The 18,161-nt window shown below is 65.9% G+C and carries 18 protein-coding genes; 13 read left to right on the top strand and 5 right to left on the bottom strand.

The annotated features are described in order from the left end of the window. Positions 1-10 precede the first annotated feature (10 nt). The 7 genes from A5688_RS24215 (at position 11) to A5688_RS24185 (ending at position 6,582) form a co-directional block, all read left to right on the top strand. A complete protein-coding gene (locus A5688_RS24215) occupies positions 11-1,435 on the top strand; it encodes an aldehyde dehydrogenase family protein (protein WP_067909799.1) in 1,425 nt (474 codons plus the stop codon). An 11-nt stretch (positions 1,436-1,446) separates the two neighbouring features. Then, positions 1,447-1,839 (top strand): carboxymuconolactone decarboxylase family protein, encoded by a 393-nt coding sequence (locus A5688_RS24210; protein WP_067909795.1) that lies wholly within the window; start codon positions 1,447-1,449, stop codon positions 1,837-1,839. A gap of 52 nt (positions 1,840-1,891) precedes the next feature. Then, on the top strand, positions 1,892-2,785 hold the full coding sequence (locus A5688_RS24205) for an NAD(P)-dependent oxidoreductase (protein ID WP_067909792.1): 894 nt from the start codon (positions 1,892-1,894) through the stop codon (positions 2,783-2,785). 248 nt (positions 2,786-3,033) lie between these two features. Further along, positions 3,034-4,125 (top strand): amidohydrolase family protein, encoded by a 1,092-nt coding sequence (locus tag A5688_RS24200; RefSeq protein WP_067909826.1) that lies wholly within the window; start codon positions 3,034-3,036, stop codon positions 4,123-4,125. Positions 4,126-4,154: 29 nt separating this feature from the next. Further along, the gene (locus A5688_RS24195; protein ID WP_067832267.1) at positions 4,155-5,300 is read left to right on the top strand and encodes an amidohydrolase family protein; all 1,146 of its coding nucleotides are present in this window, start codon (positions 4,155-4,157) and stop codon (positions 5,298-5,300) included. Position 5,301: 1 nt separating this feature from the next. Then, entirely contained in the window at positions 5,302-5,700 is a 399-nt protein-coding gene (locus A5688_RS24190) for a Rieske (2Fe-2S) protein (protein WP_067832265.1), read from the top strand. Positions 5,701-5,715: 15 nt separating this feature from the next. Next, positions 5,716-6,582: an alpha/beta fold hydrolase gene (locus tag A5688_RS24185; protein WP_067909789.1), complete on the top strand. Its 867-nt coding sequence runs from the start codon at positions 5,716-5,718 to the stop codon at positions 6,580-6,582. Between the two features lie 5 nt (positions 6,583-6,587). Here the strand turns inward: A5688_RS24185 and A5688_RS24180 are convergent, their stop codons facing one another. After that, positions 6,588-7,061 (bottom strand): hypothetical protein, encoded by a 474-nt coding sequence (locus tag A5688_RS24180; RefSeq protein WP_067909786.1) that lies wholly within the window; start codon positions 7,059-7,061, stop codon positions 6,588-6,590. Positions 7,062-7,096: 35 nt separating this feature from the next. Here A5688_RS24180 and A5688_RS24175 point away from each other — a divergent pair, with 35 nt between their 5' ends. From A5688_RS24175 to A5688_RS24165, 3 genes are read left to right on the top strand one after another with little or no spacing between them, the layout of a single operon-like run. Then, complete coding sequence (locus A5688_RS24175) at positions 7,097-8,407, top strand: NADH-ubiquinone oxidoreductase-F iron-sulfur binding region domain-containing protein (RefSeq protein ID WP_067909783.1); 1,311 nt, start codon at positions 7,097-7,099, stop codon at positions 8,405-8,407. Next, positions 8,404-8,700, top strand: a complete 297-nt coding sequence (locus A5688_RS24170) for a ferredoxin (protein ID WP_067832257.1) — start codon at positions 8,404-8,406, stop codon at positions 8,698-8,700. The genes A5688_RS24175 and A5688_RS24170 overlap by 4 nt, the downstream gene beginning before the upstream one ends. Before the next feature lie 19 nt (positions 8,701-8,719). Next, a complete protein-coding gene (locus A5688_RS24165; RefSeq protein WP_067832255.1) occupies positions 8,720-9,895 on the top strand; it encodes an acyl-CoA dehydrogenase family protein in 1,176 nt (391 codons plus the stop codon). Positions 9,896-9,905: 10 nt separating this feature from the next. On the opposite strand, the gene A5688_RS24160 is transcribed toward A5688_RS24165, so the two are convergent. From A5688_RS24160 to A5688_RS24150, 3 genes are read right to left on the bottom strand one after another with little or no spacing between them, the layout of a single operon-like run. Next, positions 9,906-10,862, bottom strand: coding sequence for an LLM class F420-dependent oxidoreductase (locus tag A5688_RS24160; protein ID WP_067909780.1), 957 nt, complete (start codon positions 10,860-10,862; stop codon positions 9,906-9,908). Positions 10,863-10,873: 11 nt separating this feature from the next. Further along, positions 10,874-11,617, bottom strand: a complete 744-nt coding sequence (locus A5688_RS24155) for a hypothetical protein (protein WP_067909777.1) — start codon at positions 11,615-11,617, stop codon at positions 10,874-10,876. Positions 11,618-11,628: 11 nt separating this feature from the next. Next, a complete protein-coding gene (locus tag A5688_RS24150) occupies positions 11,629-12,552 on the bottom strand; it encodes an NAD-dependent epimerase/dehydratase family protein (RefSeq protein WP_067832249.1) in 924 nt (307 codons plus the stop codon). 635 nt (positions 12,553-13,187) lie between these two features. On the opposite strand from A5688_RS24150, the gene A5688_RS24145 reads away from it, so the two are divergent. From A5688_RS24145 to A5688_RS24135, 3 genes are read left to right on the top strand one after another with little or no spacing between them, the layout of a single operon-like run. Then, complete coding sequence (locus tag A5688_RS24145) at positions 13,188-14,843, top strand: thiolase C-terminal domain-containing protein (protein WP_067909774.1); 1,656 nt, start codon at positions 13,188-13,190, stop codon at positions 14,841-14,843. After that, positions 14,840-15,721 (top strand): alpha/beta hydrolase, encoded by an 882-nt coding sequence (locus A5688_RS24140; RefSeq protein ID WP_067832244.1) that lies wholly within the window; start codon positions 14,840-14,842, stop codon positions 15,719-15,721. The genes A5688_RS24145 and A5688_RS24140 overlap by 4 nt, the downstream gene beginning before the upstream one ends. Beyond that, complete coding sequence (locus tag A5688_RS24135) at positions 15,679-16,533, top strand: NAD(P)-dependent oxidoreductase (RefSeq protein WP_242660244.1); 855 nt, start codon at positions 15,679-15,681, stop codon at positions 16,531-16,533. Before A5688_RS24140 ends, A5688_RS24135 begins: the two co-directional genes overlap by 43 nt. 37 nt (positions 16,534-16,570) lie before the next feature. Here A5688_RS24135 and A5688_RS24130 read toward each other — a convergent pair whose 3' ends face one another. Beyond that, a complete protein-coding gene (locus A5688_RS24130; protein ID WP_067909770.1) occupies positions 16,571-18,112 on the bottom strand; it encodes an acyl-CoA synthetase in 1,542 nt (513 codons plus the stop codon). Positions 18,113-18,161: the final 49 nt, after the last annotated feature.

The following is an 18,161-nucleotide window of genomic DNA, read 5'->3' as shown; positions in this document are numbered from 1 at the left end:
AAGGGGCACCGTGACCATCACACAGGCATTCATCAACGGCGAATCCGTGTCCTCGGCAGACGTGTACGACAACATCGATCCAGCTACCGGACGATCCCTCGGATCGGTGGCGCGCGGCGGTAGCGACGAAGTGGATCGCGCTGTTCGGGCGGCCCGAGCGGCGTCAAAGCACTGGCGGGACACATCTCCCGAGGCGCGGGCAACCCTGTTGACGCGCGTTGCCGACCTCATCGAGCAGAACGGCGCGGGGTTGGCGCGAATCGAAAGCGAGGACACCGGAAAGCCGCTGAGCCAGGCGCGATCGGATGCGGCCGTGGCCGCGCGTTTCTTTCGCTTCTACGGCCACGCCATCGACTCCTACTACGGCCAAACCATTCCGCTCTCAGCGGATCTGCACGCGTACACGAGGCGCGAGCCGTTCGGGGTGACCGGTCACATCGTCGCCTGGAACTACCCGATGCAGCTGCTCGCCCGCGCTGTGGCTCCCGCGATCGCGGTAGGCAACTGCGCGGTGGCCAAGCCCGCCGACGAAACACCTCGAACAGCAGTCGAATTCGCCGGCCTCGCGGTGCGGGCCGGCCTGCCTCCCGGGGTGTTCAACGTGGTCACCGGCATCGGCGCGGAAGCCGGCTCAGCCCTCACGGCACATCCCGACGTCGATCACCTGGGCTTCGTGGGGTCGACTCAGATCGGTTCGGTGGTCGCCCATGCCGCGGCCGATCGGGTGACGCCCACGACCCTCGAGTTGGGCGGGAAGTCGCCGCAGATCGTTTTTCCCGACGCGGATCTGGGCCGTGCGGCGGAGTCCATCGCGAAGGCGATTCTGCAGAACGCCGGCCAAACATGCTCGGCCGGGTCGCGCCTGCTCGTGCATGACACCGTTCACGACACGTTGGTCGACGAGGTCCGCCAGCACTTGTCGTCGACCACAATAGGGCCCGGAATCGAGGACCACGACCTCGGACCGTTGATCTCCCGAAAGCAGCAACATCGGGTGCAAACCATGCTCGCCGACAACGTTGAGGGCGAAATCCTCTGCGGCGGTGGCCCTCCGAACGATGCGCGACTTGCTGACGGCGCCTACTTCTCCCCGACGATCATCGACGGCGCCGATCCCGCGTCGCCGATTGCCCAGGAGGAGATCTTCGGCCCGGTGCTGACCGTCAATCGATTCCGCACCGAGGACGAGGCGATCGAGTTGGCCAACGGCACGCAGTACGGTCTGATCGCCGCGGTGTGGACGACCGACCTTTCCCGTGGGCACCGGCTCGCGGCACAGATCCGCGCGGGCCAGGTTTACGTGAACACTTACGGCGCCGGAGGCGGGGTGGAGTTGCCGTTCGGCGGTTTCAAGAAGTCCGGCTACGGCCGCGAGAAAGGCTACGAAGCGCTCGATACATTCAGCGCCACCAAGACGGTCGTTATCCATCTTTGAAGGAGGAAGCATTGGATCGCGAAACCTACCAGCGGGGGCTCCACATCCGCTCCGAGGTGCTGGGCGAGGAGTACGTCAAACGCGCGCTGGCCGACGCCGACGACTTCACCGGACCCCTGCAAGATCTCGTCACCGAGTACTGCTGGGGAGCCGTGTGGGGCCGCGAGGAGCTGCCGCGAAAGACCCGTAGCCTGCTCAACCTGGCGATGATCTCGGTGCTCAATCGGCCCAACGAATTGCGCACGCACCTCAAGGCGGCGCTGACCAACGGTGTCACCCGTGAGGAGATCCGAGAGGTCTTCCTGCAGGTGGCCATCTACGCCGGCGTCCCGGCCGCCGTCGACAGCTTTCGCATCGCGAACGAGGTTTTCGCCGAACGGGATCGGGACAGTGGCGATCGCTAGCGCGGCAGAGCCGGGCGCAGCGCGTCGCCATCATCGGGAATAGGAGCGCATCGTGGAGGTCGGGTTCATCGGGCTGGGAAACATGGGCTTCCCCATGGCATGTCGCCTGATTCAGGAGAAGCACGACGTCGTCGCCTTCGACACGCGCAGCGAGGCCCTCGAGCGCGTCGTCGCCCTGGGGGCGCGCCCGGCGTCGTCGCCCAAAGAGGTCGCCGATCACGCCGAGACGGTACTGGCCAGCCTTCCCACCCCGGGCGCGTCACTCGGAGTGGCAACCGGCGTCGGGGGCGTGATCGAAGGTTCACGCGTACGGCGCTATGTCGACTTGTCCACCGTCGGTAGCCAAATGGCGGTGCAGATCCATGGCGTTCTGGCCCGGCGCAACATCGTGGGGATGGACAGTCCGGTCAGCGGCGGTGTCGGAGGGGCGCAGAAGGGGACGCTGGCGCTCATGGTGTCCGGCCCGCGCGACGAATTCGCTGTCGTACGAACCGTGCTCGAGGCCTTGGGCCGGCCGCTGTATGTCGGCGACAAACCCGGTTCGGCGCAGACGATGAAGCTGGCGAACAACATCCTGGCGGCGAACGTGTTGGCCGCGACCGCGGAGGTCGTCGTGATGGGCGTCAAAGCCGGCCTCGACCCTGGCGTGATGATCGAGGTGCTCAACGCGGGGTCCGGCGCGACGAGTGCAAGCCGCGACAAGTTCCCCCGCGCGATCCTGCCGCGCACCTTCGACTACGGCTTTGCCACCGGGCTGATGCTCAAAGATGTGCGTCTTTATCTCGACGAGGCCAGAGCGCTCGGCGTGCCCGCCGAGGTCGCGGAGACGACCGGCCGGTTGTGGGAGGCATTGGCTCGCGATGAAGGGCCCGATTCCGATTTCACGACGGTGATCAAACCGTTCGAGCGGGCCGCAGGCGTCACGGTGGGCGGGCCTTCGGAATAGCCCGTCGGGCCGGCCGGCGTGGTGATGAACCACGCGAATCGCATCCATCCCAAACCGGGAGAATGGTATTATCCTGATTGAAGAACGCTACTTGCCGAAATGACAACCAAACGCCCCCTACCAGGGCAGATGATTAAACGAAATGCTTACCGGAAACCCATTGATAGACGATTGAAGAAAATGTTAGATTGGCTAGCATATGACCTTGCACGGCCTGCGTTGGCTGCCGGAGCCGAAGGGTGGGTCTGGTGATCACACACGCTGACGGGACAAGCACACCGCTGATCGACGCGAGCGTGCACATCTTCTTCCCGTCCAACAAGGCGCTGCGCAAGACCCTGCGCGAGCCGTTCAAGAGCCGCGGCTTCCCCGACTACGAGATGGACTGGTACGGCGCCCCCGGCGGTGAGTACGCGCCCAACACCGAGGGCCCCGACCGCCAATACCCGGGTTCGGATCCGGAATTCGTTGCCAATGAACTGTTTTCGAAGCGCGGTGTCGATGTGGCAGTGCTGCATCCGATGGCCCGCGGCATCATGCCGGACCGGCACCTGGGCAGCGCGCTGCATGCCGCGCACAACGAGATGATGGTGTCGAACTGGCTGGACTCCGGCGAGTTCGGCGAGCGTTTCCGCGGCACCATCCGGGTCAACCCCGACGACATCCCCGGCGCGCTGCGCGAGATCGAGAAGTGGCGCGCCCATCCACGCGTGGTCCAGATCGGCGTTCCGCTGCAGTCCCGAGAGCTCTACGGCAAACCCCAGTTTTGGCCGATCTGGGAGGCCGCCGTCGATGCCGGCCTCCCCGTGGTCGCGCACATCGAGGTCGGATCGGGCATCGCTTTTGCGCCGACGCCGAACGGGAACACCCGGACCTACGAGCAATACGTCAGCTTCATGGCGCTGAACTACCTCTACCACCTGATGAACATGATCGCCGAGGGTGTGTTCGAGCGCTTCGATGGCCTCAAGTTCGTCTGGGGCGACGGCGCCGCGGACTTCCTGACGCCGTTCATCTGGCGCATGGACACGTTCGGCCGGCCGCACCTGGAACAGACGCCCTGGGCGCCGCGCATTCCCAGCGACTACCTGCCCGGTCACGTGTATTTCGTTCAGGGCAGCCTGGACGGCCCCGGCGACGTCGAGTTCGCCGGCGAATGGTTCGGCTTCACCGGCAAGGACGACATGGTGATGTTCGGTTCGAGCTATCCACACTGGCAGTGCGGCGATGTCAAGAAATTGCCCAGCGTGTTGTCCGTCGAGCAGCGCGAGAAGCTGTGCTGGCGCAACGCGGCGCAGCTCTACGGCATAGACATTCCCGCCGGGGTGGGCGCACAGTAGAAGTACGACGTGAGACCGAGGAGTTTCAGATGACGTTGACCCATTCGCAGGAGCGGGCTCCCGCTGCCGAGCGTATAGCCGTACGGTGCGTCGACTCGGATGTTCACCCGGCACCCAAGCGGGGGGAGCTACTTCCCTACCTCCCTGAGCCCTGGCGCAGCAAGTACTTCCTCACCCGAAACGTGGGCGAGCAGATCTACTACGACGCCCCCGACTACGCGCACTCCTACGCGATGCGCGTGGACACGTTTCCGCCCAACGGCGAATTCCCCTGCAGCGACCCGGACTTGGCGTTCCGCCAGCTGATCATGGAGGCCGGCGCCGACATCGCGATCCTGGAGCCCGCCGCCTACCCGGCCCGCATTCCCGAAGCGCAGCATGCAATGTCGTGCGCGCTCAACGACTGGCAGGCCAATCACTGGCTGGACAGCCACAACAACTGGCACCAGCGGTGGCGGGGTTCGATTTGTGCCGCGATCGAGGAGCCGGAAGAGTCCGTGCGCGAGATCGAGCGCTGGGCCGGTCACCCGTACATGGCGCAGATTCTGATCAAGGCCGAGCCGCGCCCGCCGTGGGGCAATCCGAAGTACGACCCGATCTGGGCGGCCGCCACCAAGCACGACATCACGGTGAGCTGTCACCTGTCGCGCAGCCACTTCGACGAGCTGCCGATGCCGCCGGTGGGATACCCCAGCTACAACCACGACTTCATGGTGACCTACTCCTTGCTCGCCGCGAACCAGGTGATGAGCCTGATCTTCGACGGCGTCTTCGACCGGTTCCCGACGCTGAGGATCGTGTTCGTCGAGCACGCGTTCACCTGGATCCTGCCGCTGATGTGGCGCATGGACGCGATTTACGAAGCACGCAAGTCGTGGGTCGACATCAAGCGCAAGCCGTCGGAGTACGTCAAGGACCACATCAAGTTCACCACCCAGCCGCTGGACTATCCCGAGGACAAAACCGAGTTGACCCGAGCGCTGGAATGGATGGAGTGCGAGAAGATCTTGCTCTTCTCCTCGGACTACCCCCACTGGACGTTCGACGACCCGCGCTGGTTGGTCAAGCACCTACCCAAGCATGCCCGCGACGCGGTCATGTACAAGAACGGCATCGCGACCTACCACCTGCCCGAGACCGTTCCGGTTCTCGAGGGTCAAGTCCGGGTGCTCTGAGTTGGCGGAAGAAACCAAGCGGCCCGAGCCACGTCTCGCCCAGGGCCGCGAGCATGTCGTCGCGACGGTAGACGAAATCCCGCCGGGCACACACAAACTGGTACCGATCGGCCGGCACGGCGTGGGCGTCTACAACGTCAACGGCACCTTCTACGCCATCGCGAATTACTGCCCCCATCAGGGCGGCCCGCTGTGTTCGGGACGAGCCCGGGGGCGCACGATCGTCGACGAGACCGCGCCGGGCGACTCGGTCATGGTGCGCGACCTGGAATACATCTACTGCCCTTGGCACCAATGGGGTTTCGAGCTGGCGACCGGCACCACCGCGGTCAAGCCGGAATGGAGTATCCGTACCTATCCGGTGCGCATCGTCGGGAACGACGTTTTGGTTCAGGCCTAACTACAGGAGAATCGGGTGCCATCTATTGAGATCAACGGGGGAAATGTCGTCTACGAAATCCTCGGTGACTCTGGCGATCTCATTGCCCTGACGCCGGGCGGCCGGTTCAGCAAGGAGATCCCCGGCCTGCGTCCGCTGGCCGACGCCCTGGTGGCCGGTGGCTACCGAGTGCTGCTGTGGGACCGGCCGAACTGCGGCGCCTCGGACGTGCAGTTCTACGGGCAGAGCGAGTCGCACATGCGTGCCGAGACGCTGCATAAGCTGGTGACCGGCCTGGGCTTCGAGCGCTGCATCCTGGCCGGAGGTTCTGGCGGGGCAAGGGATTCCATGCTCACCACGATGCTCTACCCCGAGATGGTCACCAAGCTCGTGGTGTGGAATATCGTCGGCGGCACCTACGGCACCTTCGTGCTCGGCTCGTTCTACATCATCCCGAGCATCCTCGCGGTCCGCGGCACCGGCATGGACGGCGTGGTGAAGGTGGCCGAATGGCGTGAGCGCATCGAGGAGAACCCGAACAACAAGCAGCGGTTCCTCGACTTCGACTCCGGCGAGTTCCTCAAGCTGATGTTGCGCTGGCTCAACGCCTTCGTCTCCAAACCGGGACAGACCATTCCGGGCGTCGAGGACGAGATGTTCGACCGGATCAAGGTTCCCACGTTGATCATTCGCGGCGGCGAGAACGACATGGATCATCCGAAGCGGACGTCGCTGGAAGTCAGCTGCCTGATCAAGGGGTCGAAGCTCATCGACCCGCCCTGGCCCGAGGACGCCTGGGAGCGTGCGTCCGAAGACCGCGCCGCGGGCAGGGTGCAACACTTCAACATGTTCGACACCTGGGTGCAGGCGGCACCCGCGATTCTCGAATTCTTGGGTTCGTAATGGCGCTACACGGTGCGAATGTGGACCTCGCAGTTGAGCGACGCCTCCAGCGCCGTGTGGACGCGGCTTTCCGGAATCCGTTCGAGATCCTTCTCGCGCAGCGTCACGTGGACGATGTCGAATCCGTCATCGCCGGGTGTGCGCTCGATGTCACCGGTCAGCCCAAAGGCGGACAACACCCCATGGGCGTCGTCGTCGGTCCCGCGGCTGACAAACGTGATTACGCCGGGAATAGGCGTGGCGTCGAACGATCTGGCGCACAACCCGATTGCGGCGCCTTTGGCCGTGTCGCCGTCTTCGGCCGCGATGAGCAATTCCACTTCGCGGCGGCTTGCGGGCATGGACGTCAGGTCGTTCTCGACCATGTCGGCGCCGGCCGCCGCAACGTGCTCGAGGAGCGCCGCCATGCCGTCACGTAGTTGTGCGGGCGTGAGCACGCCTTTCGGGTCGACGTTTACCCTCACCACCGCAGTTCGCATGTGCGAAGCCTAACTAAGACGATGGCAGGCCAGCTTTGAACACCACCCAGTCCACCACCATCACCACCGCGACCTTCCCCGGGTGCACACCGCGGCTGCTGTGTGAACAAGCTCAGGGCCGGGAAAACCTGGTCGCCTATCGCAAGCTCGGCGGTTACCGCCCGCTCGCCGATGCCGATGAATTCCTGAACGAAGTCGACGCCAGCGGTCTCGTCGGCCGCGGCGGTGCGGCGTTTCCGCTGGCGGTGAAGCTGCGGACGGTGCGCGACAACGGGCGCCTGATCGCGGACACCGGCGGCGCCGTCGTCGTCGCGAATGGCGAGGAGGGAGAACCGGCTTCGGTCAAGGACCGCTGGCTGCTGCGCAACCGCCCGCACCTGGTGCTGGACGGCTTGCGGTTGGCCGCGGCGATGGTGGGCGCTCGCCGTGCCTACGTGTATGTGTCCGACCCGGAGTCGGCGCACAGCGTGGAATCCGCTCTCGGCGAACTGGAGCCCGACGCGCTCGGTGTCACGATCGACATGCTCGCCGTGCAGCCCGGATACGTCGCCGGCGAGGAGACCGCCGCGGTGCGGGCGATCAACGGCGGCCCGGCCAAGCCGACCGACAAACCGCCGCGTCCGTTCGAAGCGGGTGTCGGCGACCGGCCCACGTTGGTGAGCAATGTCGAGACCCTGGCGAACCTGCCCTACCTGCAGGGCCACGGTTCGGCGGAGTTCCGGTCGCAGGGCACGACGCTGTCGCCGGGCACCTTTTTGGCCACCATCACCGGGGCCGATAAGCCGCCGGTTCTCTACGAACTCCCCCTCGGCCTGCCGTTCACCGAATTGCTTGCGTTGCATGGGGTTTCCACCGAGCAGGTGCGGGGGGCGTTGATGGGCGGGTACTTCGCCGGGTTGCTGAACCGCTCCGTGTTGGAGACGACCCTGGACCACGAGACCATGCGACGTGTGGGCAGTGGCCTGGGCTGCGGCGCGATTTCGGTGATCACCGACGACTGTCCCGTTGCGGTGGCGGCCTCGGTGCTGGCCTACTTCGACCGCGAAAACGCCGGGCAATGCGGATCGTGCTTCAACGGGACGGCGGCGATGGCCGCGGCCGCCGGTGCGCTGCGCGACGGCGCCGCGACGACCGAAGATGTCGAACGGTTGCGCCGCTGGTCGGTGTTGCTGCGCGGACGCGGGGCGTGCGGAACGCTGGATGCCGCAACCAACGTTGCGGCCAGCCTGCTCGACCAGTTCCCGGACGAAGTCGACGCGCATCTCGGCGGCAGATGCCCGGACTGTGCCCGCGGCGCATTCCGCGCCGACCGCCCCTACGAGGCGGAACCTGTGAGGCAAGCATGAAAATCCGTCTGGACCGCACCATTTGCGACGGCTTCGGCATCTGCGCGAAACACGCGCCGGGGTACTTCTCGCTGGACGACTGGGGGTACGCATCCCTCATCGGGGACGGCACGGTGGCGGAGGCCGATCGCGCCGCGGTGATGCGGGCGCTGCTCGACTGCCCGGTACACGCCATCGCGGAGATCGGTGAACGCACCTCGCCTTCCCATAACCCGCCGCTCGCCGACACCGAGGATCCCGCCGAGCACCTCAAAACCGAAGAGAACGAGGCGGAGTGGGGATTTACGCGTTGACCCGTTTTAGGTCCGAACAGTGCAGCTCACCTTCGACAGCGAGGTAGAAGCGTTTCGCGCGGAGTTCGTCGGCTTTCTCACCGAACATCTCCCGACGCAGGCCCAAGCCGCGGAGCGGCCCTCGTCGACCTCGCACGTTCCCGAATGGTCGCGCCGCTGGCAGCGGCTCCAGTTCGACCACGGGTGGCTACTGCCGGGCAACCCACCCGAATTCGGCGGCCGAAACGCAAACATCCTGCAGCAGTTCGTCCATCGCGAGGAGCTGTCGCGACGCCGGATCTATCACTGCTTCAACCCCCAGGGCGTCGGCATCATCGCGGCATCGTTGTTGTCCTTCGGCACCGAGGAGCAGAAGCGGCGCTGGGCCGTCCCGATTCTGCGCGCCGAAAAGACCGCGTCGCTGGGAATGAGTGAGCCCGGCGCCGGCTCCGATCTGGCCGGGCTGCGGACGAAGGCCGAGTTGGTCGGTGATGAGTTCGTGATCAACGGGCAGAAGGTATGGACGTCGGGCGCCCATGACGCCGACGTCATCCTGACCTTTGTTCGCACGGACCCGAATGCTCCCAGGCACAAGGGAATCAGCGCGCTTCTCGTTCCGACCGACACGCCCGGTCTGGTGCGTCGCCCCTTCCCCTCGGTCTATGACTCGGACGAGCTGGACTTCAACGAGGTGTTCTTCAACGATGTCCGGGTGCCCGCGGACAACTTGCTCGGCCCGCTCAACGGCGGATGGCGGGTGGCCAACGGGTCGCTCGGCCACGAGCGCACCCTGATGTGGATGGCCTTCGCGAACCGGCTCGAGCAACTGCTCGAGGACTCTCGGCCGGCGGACGAGGTCAACGCCGACCACTACGCCACCATCGTGATGGACTATTACGCGCTCCGGCTGCTCGGGTCGGCCGCGCTGGGCCGGGCCGCCCGCGGCGAAGTGGACGTGGCAGCTTTGTCCGTGCTGAAGGTGTTCGGGTCGGAGGCCGAACAGAGCGCGCTGCGCCACGCACTGGACGCGGCCGGGGCCGACGGGCTGCGCGACAAAATGCTGACGGCCCCGTACAACCCTTACGCGCCCGATCTTTTCACGGCCAGCTGGTTCGCGCGCTACATCAGCAGCTACGCGGGCACCATCGCCGGCGGCACGTCGGAGATTCAGCGCAACATCATCGCCCAGCGCGTCCTCGGCCTGCCACCGCGCTGATTTCAAATGCTCACAAGCTCGGGCAGAGCAACGATAGGAACTCCTGAGTTCGACGTCGCGACGCGGTCCGCTCGCCAACATCCTTGCCCAGCGGCACGATTCGCACCGCCAGGTCGGTGACGCCCGCGTCGCGATACCGGCGCAGCCGCTCCAGGACGGCCGACTCGTCGCCGGCCGCCATGGTGTCGCCGACGTCCTCGGCATCACCGTGCTGCAGCAGCCGCACATAGTTCGGCGAGAAATCCGCGTGCCCGAGCACCTCGCTGGCGTAGCCGCGCGCATCGTCGATCTCGCCGGCCGAGCAGACCGCGACGGGAACACCGGCGACGATCCGGGGCGCGGCCCGCCCGGCCCGGTTCGCCGCCGCACCGATGCGCGGAACGACGTGGTCTCGGATCGCGCGCTCGTCCGCCATCCACAGAACGGTGCCACCGGCCCGCGCGCCCGCGAGTTGGAGCATGGTCGGCCCAAGCGCCGACAACAGAACCGCCATTTCGAATGCGTCCGTGACGTCGATCGGTGAATGCACGCAATAGTTTTCGTTGTCGACATCGACCGTTCCCGGTCCGGCGAAGGCCGCGTCGAGCACGTCGAGGTAGTCACCCATCAGGCGCGCCGGGCGGTCGTAGGGCAACCCCAGTTGCGAGTTGACGATCCAATGATGCGAGGGACCGATGCCGAGCGTGAACCGCCCCCCGCAAGCAACCTGGGTGGTCATCGCTTGTTGCGCCATGATCATCGGATGGCGGGTCTGAATCGGAACGACGGCCGTTCCGATCTCGATGCGATCGGTGGCCTGCCCGATCAGGGCCACGGCGGTCATCGCGTCGAGGTAGCCAGGGACCTGGGGCATCCAAAACGCCGTGAAACCGTCGCGTTCGGCCGCGACGGCATCGGCGATCAGCCCGGCGAGCCGATCAGCGCGCGAACGCTCCTTGTCCGAGCCAACCATCAAGCCGATGCGCATGTGACCCCCTTCTACGGCACATACCGGTCCCATTCGTACGGAACGATCGTGAAAAATGGTGCAGCGAAGAGGGGTTCGATGCCCGCCTCGGCCCAGCGGGCCGTCAGCACCGGCCGCAGCCTTTCCGCGGTGGCGATCGGATCCTCATCGAGGAAGCAATAGGTGATCGTCTGATTCTCCTGTGCGCTGGCCAGGCTGGCATCGACCCGACGCGATAATGCGGACCAGACGCCAGCGACACCATCGACTTCCACCAGCGGTTCCAGCGCCGCCGATCCCCGCTCGACCAACACGAACGCGCCGCGCACAGGCAGCCACGGCAGCACGTCCGACCCGACCTTGACCCCGTGTGCCGCCAGCCTGTTCTGCACCTCGTACACGCCGCGCTCCACCGGCGGCAGCAGCGGCAGTTTGCGGCCGGCATTCCCGAGCGCCGTGGACAGTTCATTGAAATCGTGAAGTCCGGCGGTGTCAGTGAAGAAGTACGTCATCACGTGGTCGACCGCATCCAGCGGCCCGTCGCCGAGCGCGCGTGCGGAGCGACAGGCCGGCGTGGACACCAGGCGTAACGAGGCGCGCACCGTGGCCAACCGGTGCTGCTCCGGGCGGTGGTCCAGGCTGTGCCAGCGCAGGTACTCGGCGTCCTTCCCGTCGGGATGGCGGGTCGCCATGGAGACGAACAGAGTGGTGATCTCGCCGTTGCCGGTGGCGAGAATCTCGGTGACCTCGTCCGACGGCGTGCCGGGAAGATGCATGGCGTCGGTCCTCAGGATCTCGTCGAATCATGTTGGTGCAGTGCGATTTCGGGGTGGCGAGCCCCGACCATTCGCCGGAACCCGTCACGCCAGGGCACCCTCGTCCTGCCCAGGATGTCGTGCATGTGGGTGACATCCGGCCACAGCGGGGTATGCGCCTCGGGCGTGTATTCGAAGATGGGCTCGACGCCGACCAGTTCACCCATGTACGCGCAATACTCCTCGACGCTGACGGTTTCGCTGCCGGCCCAATTCACCACGACCGGCGGTGTTGCGGCGACTTCCATGGCGCGGATCCCGAGTTCTACGTAGTCGTCTTCGTAGATCGGGTTGTAGTTGTTCGGCTTGTCGGGATGCAGCCGGATGGGCTTGCCCGCGAGCATCGCATCGAGACGATCAGCGGGCGCACCACCTTCCGGACCGTACGTTGAACAGATCCGGATGATGGTCAGCGGAATCTGGAAATGCCTGGCGACCCAGGTGCACACGGCTTCCGCGGCAACCTTGGAGATGCTGTAGTTCGCGCGTAGCGGCACCCCGGGTGGGTCGGCTTCGGTCAGCGGTCGCCGGCCTTGGTAGGCGTAGATCGAGCCGGTCGAACAGAAGACGAAACCCTTGGCGCCGCGACAGTGGTACAGCAATTCGCCCGAGTTCTGCGCGTTGGTTTCCACGCAGCGGTTCCAGTCCTGCGTGCCGGTATCCACCGCGGCGTGAAAGACGTAGGTGAAATCCTCAGGGAGACTGGAGAAGTCGCCGCCACTGACATCCAGCGCCACCGGTTTGATGCCGGCGGCGGCGAGCTTTTCGCGGGCTGCGGGATCTTTCAGGCGCGCGGCGCCCCATACCTCGTTTCCTGCCGCCGCCAGGGCGCGTGCGATGGGAAACGCGATCTTGCCCGTCGCCCCGGTGATCAGGATCTTCTCCGCGTCGAGCAACCAGCCCTCCGAATGTTAAGTACTTGATACCGCTTGGAGCATAGCTCCCGGCCCCGAGCAAATGCCACGAGGAGCGAAGTTGTCGCTCGCATGTTTGATCTGGTAGTGGCGGCAACAGGGGCATAAGCTGACACCAGCCAAGGTCGGGGATGGCCCCAATGGGAGGCCCACCATGAGGTGGTTTTTTCGTCGTCTGGCCGCTGTCAATGCGGTCGCCTTCGTGGCGATGTCGGTCGCGGTGATCGCGACGCCGGGGATCAGCTCAGCGCAGTGCGATCCCAACATGTCGTGGAATGTGTCGACGTTTGAATGCAAACCACCACCGGCGTTGCCGCCGTGGTACGCATCCCCGCCTGCATATGCACCCCCGTTTGCCGCGCAGGACGTACCACCGCCCCCTCCGCCGCGGCCATGGTGGTCACCGAACGAACCGATGTGGAACGCAGGCTTTCATCAATGGGGTACGTATTTTGACGGCACCTGGGTGCCGTACTGACGGCAAACGCCCCACCTCGCCTGACAGGCAGCACGAGCATTGCCCGAGCGTCTGGATAGCACCTCCTTCGAGTGATAACGTAATTCTCCGATTTGCATAATGGCCCTACCGAGCCGGCCGTTCGACTCCCGGAGGTGACGTGTCAGCAGCACCGGGACGCCCGCTGCCCCTGATCACGCAGGACAACGAATTCTTCTGGACGTCGGGCGCCGACGGGAAGCTGCGCCTACAGGAATGCAAGGCCTGCGAAGCCCTCATCCATCCGCCCGCTCCGGTGTGCCGGTACTGCCGCTCACGCGATGTCGGGGCACGGGCGGTCTCCGGCAGGGCGACCCTCGCCGGATTCACCATCAACGAGCGGTTCAGCCTGCCCGGGCTGGCAGCCCCCTACGTGATCGCCCAGGTGGCGATCGCCGAGGATCCCCGCGTGCGATTGACCACCAACATCGTAAAGTGCGACTTCGACGACCTGGAACTCGGCCAGCAGGTCGAGGTGGTGTTCGAGCAGGTCGAGGACGTCTGGTTTCCGCTGTTCAAACCAAGTGCCGACGGGCAGCCCGGTCAGCTTCCGGTCGATGAGATCGCGCCGGAACGCTTCGGCGAATACGTCCGCCCGATGCTCACCGCGGAGAAGTTCGAAGACAAGGTGGCGCTGACCGGGATCGGGATGTCACCGATCGGGCGCAGGTTGATGCAGTTGCCCTTGGCGCTGACGGTGCAGGCCTGCGAGGCGGCCATCGCCGACGCCGGCTTGACCTACGCCGACATCGACGGCCTGTCCACCTACCCCGGCGCGATCAACGTGGCGGGAATGGGCGAGGGCGGCACCACCGCCCTTGAAGCCGCGTTGGGCATCCGGCCGACATGGCACAACGGCGCGATGGAAACCTTCGGCCCGGGTGGTTCGGTGATCGCCGCGATGCTTGCGGTCGCGGGCGGGCTAGCGCGGCACGTGCTGTGCTTCCGGACGGTGTGGGAAGCCACCCATGGCGAGCTCATGAAGCAGGGCAAGATCGCCCCGTCGATGGGCCGAATGTCGGGCTGGCAGATGCCATTCGGCGCCACGTCGGCGGCGCACACCTTGGCGATGAATGCGCAGCGGCACTTCCAGCGGTACGGGACCAGCAAAGAAACGCTGGGCTGGATCGCGTTGAACCAGCGCGCCAACGCCGAGCTCAACCCAACGGCCATCTACCGGACCCCGATGACGATGGACGACTACCTGAACGCGCGTCCCATCACCACCCCGTTCGGTCTCTACGACTGCGACGTGCCCTGCGACGGCGCGATCGCCGTCATCGTCTCGGCCGTCGACGCCGCGCGCGACCTGGCCAAGCCGCCAATCCTGGTGGAAGCGGTGGGCACGCAGATCGTCGAGCGACTCGACTGGGACCAGAGCACGCTGACGCACGAGCCGCAGGTGCTCGGGCAGGCGGCGCACGTGTGGACGCGAACCTCACTGCGCCCCAGCGACGTTGACGTTGCTGAACTCTACGACGGCTTTTCCTTCAACTGCCTGTCCTGGATCGAGGCGCTGGGCTTCTGCGGGATCGGCGAGGCCAAGGACTTTCTGGACGGCGGGAAGAACATCGCCCGCGACGGCCAGCTGCCGCTCAATACGCACGGTGGCCAGCTGTCGCACGGCCGCACCCACGGCATGGGCCTGCTACACGAGGCCATCACCCAGCTGCGCGGCGAGGCCGGCGACCGTCAGGTCGCCGACGCCCGAATCGGGGTGGTCAGCAGCGGCGGCCTCACCCCCAGCGGCGTGATCCTGCTGCGGGCCGACAGATGAGTGCCGCACCCCGTCCCCGGCTCGTCATCGTGGACGGGGTACCGATGTCGGCATTGGTCGCTGAAGTCGACGAACCCAAAGCCGTGATCGTGGCGATACACGGCGGGGGCACCACCGCCGTGTATTTCGACTGCCCGGGCCACCCGTCGTATTCGCTGCTACGGACCGGCGCCGCAGCGGGATTCACCGTGGTGGCGATCGACCGGCCCGGCTATGGCAGTTCGGCGCCCTACCCGGAGGCGATGGTCGAGGGTGACCAGCGGGTCAACCTGGCTTACGGCGCGGTCGAGCGCATCATCGGCGAACGACCAAGCGGCGCGGGCATATTCGTGATGGGTCATTCAGGCGGCTGCGAGCTGACCATGCGGATGGCCGCCGACGAGCGCGGCGCCGACCTGCTCGGCATCGAACTGGCCGGCACCGGCCGGCACTACCACCCCGCGGCCAAGGAAATACTCAAGACGGCGACCCGCGAACGCCGCCCGTCCGGCATGCGCGACCTGCTGTGGAGCCCAGAGCACGTGTATCCGCCCGAGGTCCTCGGCGGCGCGACGGTGTCCCCATCGGCACCGGCTTATGAGGACCAGATGGTTTCGGACTGGGCCCGCCAGACCTTCCCGACGCTGGCCCCCGGCGTGCGAGTGCCAGTGCACTTCAGCATCGCCGAGCACGAAAAAGTCTGGCAGGCCGACGATTCAGCGGTAGACGAGATCACCGCGATGTTCTCCGCGGCGCCGCGATTCACCCTGCACCGGCAACCCGGCGCGGGGCATAACATCAGCCTCGGCCACACCGCCGCGGATTATCACGCGCAGGTTCTTGCGTTCGCCGACGAGTGTGTCGCCGCGCGTACGACGGACGAAGAGGCCGCGGGATGAAGGTCGGGTTCATCGGTCTGGGCAGCCAGGGTGGCCCGATGGCGCGGCGGATCGTCGACGGCGGCTACGAGACAACGCTGTGGGCGCGCAGACCCGCAACCCTCGAGGCGTTCGCCGACACGTCGGCCAAAATGGCCGAGTCGCCCGCCGAGCTCGCCGCGGCCAGCGACCTGGTCTGCCTCTGCGTGGTCGGCGACGCCGACATCGACGAACTCGCCTGCGGCGAAAACGGGTTGCTGTCGGCGATGAAGCCGGGCAGCGTCATCGCCGTGCACAGCACCGTGCATCCGAACACCTGCCGAGAGCTTGCGAACAAGGCCGCTTCCCAAGGGGTTTCGGTCATCGACGCCCCGGTGAGCGGCGGTGGCAGCGCGGCGGCCGAGCGCCGCCTCTTGGTGATGGTCGGCGGCGACACCGACGTCGTCGAGCGCTGCCGTCCCGTGTTCGAAACCTACGCCGATCCCGTCGTCCATCTCGGTGAGCTCGGTTCCGGACAGACCACCAAGCTGCTCAACAACTTGTTGTTCACCGCCAACCTGGCCACCGCGGCGACCGCGCTGTCACTGGCCGAGGCGCTCGGTGTCGAGCCGGACCGCCTTACCGAAGTGATCTCCCGCAGCAGCGGAAACAGCTTCGCGCTCAACGCGCTTGGCGGTATCGGCGGCCTGGACCGGCTGGCCAGTGTCGCGGGAGGACTGCTGCAGAAGGATGTCCGGCTGGTGGTCGACCTCGCCGACCGGGCCGGGGCCAACGGCGGAGCCGTGCTCGACGCGGCCGACGCGGCGCTGGCCCTGATGAACCACCCGAGATGAGAGTCGGATTCATCGGCGCGGGGCTGCCGAGCGACCGTCAAATGACGCGAGATTCGTGACCCGTCCAGTACCGGTCGCGTAGCAGCCTCTTGTACAGCTTGCCGTTTGGATCGCGTGGCAGCTCATCGACGAAGTCCACGGTTCGCGGACATTTGTACGTGGCCAATTCCGGACGGCAGTAATCAAGGAGCCGGGCGGCCAGGTCTTCACTCGGCTCGGCGTGGTCTACGAGTTGCACAACGGCTTTGACCGATTCGCCCATATCGTCATCGGGCACACCAATGACCGCCACATCCGCGACCAGCGGGTGGGCGATGAGCACGTTTTCTGTCTCCTGCGGGTAGATGTTCACCCCGCCGGAGATGATCATGTGCGCAACGCGGTCGATGAGATAAAGGTACCCCTCGACGTCGAGGTAGCCCATGTCTCCGAGTGTGCGCCAACCCTTTCGGTGGGTCACCGATGCGGTCTTGGCGGGGTCCCGGTGATATTCAAAATGGCGCCCGCCCGCGAAATACACCACGCCCAGGCGCCCCGGGGTGAGGTCCTCGCCGTCCGGGCCGACGATATGACATTCGTCGATGGGCCGGCCCACCGAACCGGGATGGGCCAGCCACTCCTGTGCGGAGATGTAGGTAGCGCCGAGGTCTTCGGTGCCCGAGTAGTATTCGTCGATGATGGGGCCCCACCACTCGATCATTTGCCTTTTCACCGCGACGGGGCATGGAGCGGCGGTATGCAACACCCTGCGCAGGCTCGACACGTCGTAGCGCTCACGCTCCGCACGGGGCAGGCGGAGCAAGCGGACGAACATCGTCGGCACAAACTGCGCATCGGTGATCCGGTAACGCTCGATCAGCCGGAGACATTCACGGGGATCGAATTTTTCCATCAGGACCACCGTCCCACCGGCCCGGTGCCAGGACATCGAGCCGACCAGCGGGGCGGAATGGTACAGCGGCGCCGGGCACAAATACACCGAATCTTCGCCGTGCGAACCCGCGGTGAGTCCGTCGGCGATCTGCGCCACGACTGACGCGGGATCACCAAAAGCCGACCGCGGCAGGGCTTTACGTACGCCCTTTGGTCGCCCCGTGGTACCCGACGAGTACAGCATTTCGCGGCCCTCGCACTCCACGTCGAGGGGTGCCGCCGATCCCGCGGCCACGACATCCTCGTAGCACTCGAACCCGGCGAGGTCGCCATCGGTCGAAACATGGACGGGAATGCGTGAGATGTCGAGATCCGCGATCACGTCGGCGAGCGCCCGGCTGGACACCAACGCGGATGCCCCGCAGTCGTCCAGCACGTGTTGCACCTCACCGGGCCGCAGGTGATTGTTGATCGGGGTGTAATACAGGCCCGCCCGCTGCGCGGCCCATGCCACCTCGAGAAAACGGTGGCTGTTGCCCATCAAGATGGCCACGTGGTCGCCAACGCGCAAACCACGCGAACGCAGCGCGGCGGCGAAGTCACGTGACCGATTATCCAGCTCGGCATACGACACCGCGACGCCACTGGAACCCATCACGATCGCGGGGCGGTCGGGGGTGTGCGCGGCATGCCAGCTCGGCGCCATTGGGGCGCGATCGTCGGCTCTAGGTGAGAGCACCAGCGGCCTTCAGGTC

The organism is Mycobacterium mantenii (assembly GCF_001667865.1).
Taxonomy (GTDB): Bacteria; Actinomycetota; Actinomycetes; order Mycobacteriales; family Mycobacteriaceae; genus Mycobacterium; species Mycobacterium mantenii_A.
This window is presented reverse-complemented; position numbering and strand designations above follow the sequence as displayed.